We start from the raw sequence: 2,791 nt of genomic DNA, 5'->3' as shown, positions 1-2,791 counted from the left end.
CCCCTCCCCCCCCCCCCCCCCCCCGCACCGGCTTCTCTGCCGCGGTCACGCCTCGTCGAAGCCGCCGGAGTCGGTGAGTTCCGCGACGTACCGCGGCCAGTCCTCGCTCAACCGGTCCGCCAGCGCTTCGCGGACCAGCACGCGCTCCTCGGGACGCAGCCGCTCGCTGCCGCCGTCGGCGTAATGCAGCGTCATGCCCTCGCGCGTGGCATCGCAGATGACGATGTGCGCACGCTGGCTGATCCGGACGTACATGCCCGGGGCCGGGTTGCGCTCGGTGAGTTCGTCGATCGCGGCCTCCCAATCGGTGCCGCGGGCCGCCCAGTTGCTGTCGTTGCCGGCCAGCCACCGCGTGAGGTCGCTGAACAACAGAACCCGGCCGGGGAGAGCGCGCTGGTACGCGTCGGCCACCGCGAGGATGTCGCGCGCGTCCGAACTGACCCTGGCTCGCGGGATCAAGGGCGGTGCCACCGCGAAGGCGGCGTCACGCGTCGGCGCGGACCCGTCGGGCCACGCCAGGCCGATCACGAGCCAGTACTCGGGCTGGAGAAGTGCGTTCGTCATGGGCCTCGTTCACGCTCGCGCCGTTCGCTGCACGCGCCGCCGGTGCCGACGGCACGGACACGACCGTACTCCGCAGGGGAGTTCGCCACGCCACGGGCCCCCGGACGGCCGAACGAGCGCCCCGGCCTGGTGCGTTGCCCCCGAACCGAACGGGCACGCACCCGCTCGCACCGCACCGGTCGAGGGGCCGCACAGCACCGCTCCGGCCGAACTCGCGTAAAGGACAGGTCACTTCCGGCGGCCGGCAAGCACAGGCGGGAGCCCGCCGCTCATCTTCGAGTGCCTGCTCTGTTGCCGCCGGAAGCGCCCTTGGTCAGTGCCCGCCGGGAACCGGCTCCAGCAGGAACACCGGGATCTCGCGATCGGTCTTCTTCTGGTAATCGGCGTAGTCCGGGTACGCGGCCACCGCGCGCTCCCACCACTGCGCCTTCTCCTCGCCGGTGATCTCCCGGGCCAGCATGTCCTGGCGCACCGGCCCGTCCTGGAGTTCGACGCGGGGGTCGGCCACGATGTTGTGGTACCAGAGCGGATGTCGCGGTGAGCCACCGAGGGAGGCGACGACCGCGTAGACACCGTCGTGCTCGACCCGCATCACCGGGGACTTGCGCAGCTTGCCGGACTTCGCGCCGCGGCTCGTGACCACGACGACCGGCAGACCCCTTATCGTGGTGCCCTTCGTCCCACCCGAGCTCTCGTACCGCTCGACCTGCTTGCGCACCCAGTCCTGCGGACTCGGCTCGTACTCGCCTTCCAGGGGCATGGCGCGTCCCGTCCAATCGTCCGGTCGTCGACGACGCCCGACACTGATGCCGGGCAGGCGCCGGGCCACCCGGCGCCCAGGGCAATCTAAGCCCCTGGCCTGGGCCGGTGCCGCCATTCTCGACCGTTGGTGTCGAAGACCCCACCGGCCGCGGCGCGGACGGCCGACGACCGGGGTGCCGGGGGGCCGCGCGCCTGCGATGATTCATCGGGCAAGCCGAGGAGCCGACGGCGGCGATCTACCGGGAGGGGGAGTTCGTGGGTACACGGCCGAGCTCGCGGGCCGCCGGGGAGTCCGGCCCCGTCGGCCGTACCGTCGTCCGCCTTCTGCTGCTGATCGTGCTGGCCACCGGGGTGGCGGGCATGCACACCGTCGGGCACCCCCACGAAGCCGTGGCCGCTCCCGCCGACATCTCCGCCGCCGAGAAGCAGGCGGCCCACCCCGCAGACCCCGCGATGGGTGGACCCGCCCTCGACCGGGAGACCGGCTGTCCGCAGGGGCACTGCCCGCCACCGGACCACCACGGCTCCGGCCACGGCACCGACCCTATGTCGCTCTGCCTGGCCGTCCTTCTCGTCGGCCTCGGCATGGCTCTGGCCGCCCTCGCCGCGGCAGCCGCACGCCGCCGCCCCGGCCCCGGCCGACTGCGCGCCGGGAGTTCGCGGTGCGCCGCCGGACGGTCCCCGCCCCGGCCTCCCGAACCGATTCTTCTGCAGGTGCTGCGCATATAGGCCGACCTCCCGCGGGTCGTCGACCCGCGCCGTCGCGCCGACTTTCGCTTCCCCGGGCCCGCACACGTGCGCCTGGGCACCTTCAGGAGATCCACCATGCAACGACTGCCCCGCACCCTTGCCCTGGCCGTGGCGGCCGTGTCCGCCGCCCTCGTCCTCGCCGCGTGCGGCGACGACAACGGCTCCGACACCGACACGGGAACCCCCGCCGCGAGCGCGCCGACCACGCCCGGCGGGTCCGCACAACCGGCCGCCGCGTTCAACGACGCGGACGTGATGTTCGCGCAGATGATGATCCCCCACCACGAACAGGCCATCGAGATGGCCAAAGAGGCCCCCGCCAAGGCATCCAACCCCGAGGTGAGGAAACTCGCCGCCGCGATCGAAGCCGCCCAGGCCCCCGAGATCGCCCGGATGAAGGAATGGCTCACCGCCTGGGGACGACCCGCCACGGCACCCGGCGGCATGAACCACGGCGCCGGCATGATGTCCGACGCCGAGACAGCCGCGCTCGACAACGCCCAAGGCGCCGAATTCGACAGGTTGTTCCTGACCCTGATGATCGCCCACCACAACGGCGCGATCGCCATGGCCGAGACCGAACTCGCCCAGGGCACCCACCCCGACGCACGTACCCTCGCCGAGCAGATCAAGACCTCTCAGGCCGCCGAAGTACAACACATGAGGCAACTCCTCGACACCGCCGCGGGCACAGCCTCGCCCGCCCCGAACACCC

Annotated in this window: 4 protein-coding genes; 2 read left to right on the top strand and 2 right to left on the bottom strand. The window is 72.4% G+C overall.

Annotated elements, in window-relative coordinates; translation table 11 throughout:
* Positions 1–45: 45 nt before the first annotated feature.
* On the bottom strand, positions 46–564 hold the full coding sequence (locus ACRX5W_RS22585) for a hypothetical protein (protein WP_436790077.1): 519 nt from the start codon (positions 562–564) through the stop codon (positions 46–48).
* A 313-nt stretch (positions 565–877) separates the two neighbouring features.
* On the bottom strand, positions 878–1,324 hold the full coding sequence (locus ACRX5W_RS22580; protein ID WP_436790076.1) for a nitroreductase family deazaflavin-dependent oxidoreductase: 447 nt from the start codon (positions 1,322–1,324) through the stop codon (positions 878–880).
* 257 nt (positions 1,325–1,581) lie between these two features.
* On the opposite strand from ACRX5W_RS22580, the gene ACRX5W_RS22575 reads away from it, so the two are divergent.
* Positions 1,582–2,055, top strand: coding sequence for a DUF6153 family protein (locus tag ACRX5W_RS22575; protein ID WP_436790075.1), 474 nt, complete (start codon positions 1,582–1,584; stop codon positions 2,053–2,055).
* 96 nt (positions 2,056–2,151) lie between these two features.
* The coding region (locus tag ACRX5W_RS22570; protein ID WP_436790074.1) for a DUF305 domain-containing protein at positions 2,152–2,791 on the top strand (640 nt) is incomplete at its 3' end.

The organism is Yinghuangia sp. YIM S10712 (assembly GCF_051388935.1).
Lineage (GTDB): Bacteria > Actinomycetota > Actinomycetes > Streptomycetales > Streptomycetaceae > Yinghuangia.
This window is presented reverse-complemented; position numbering and strand designations above follow the sequence as displayed.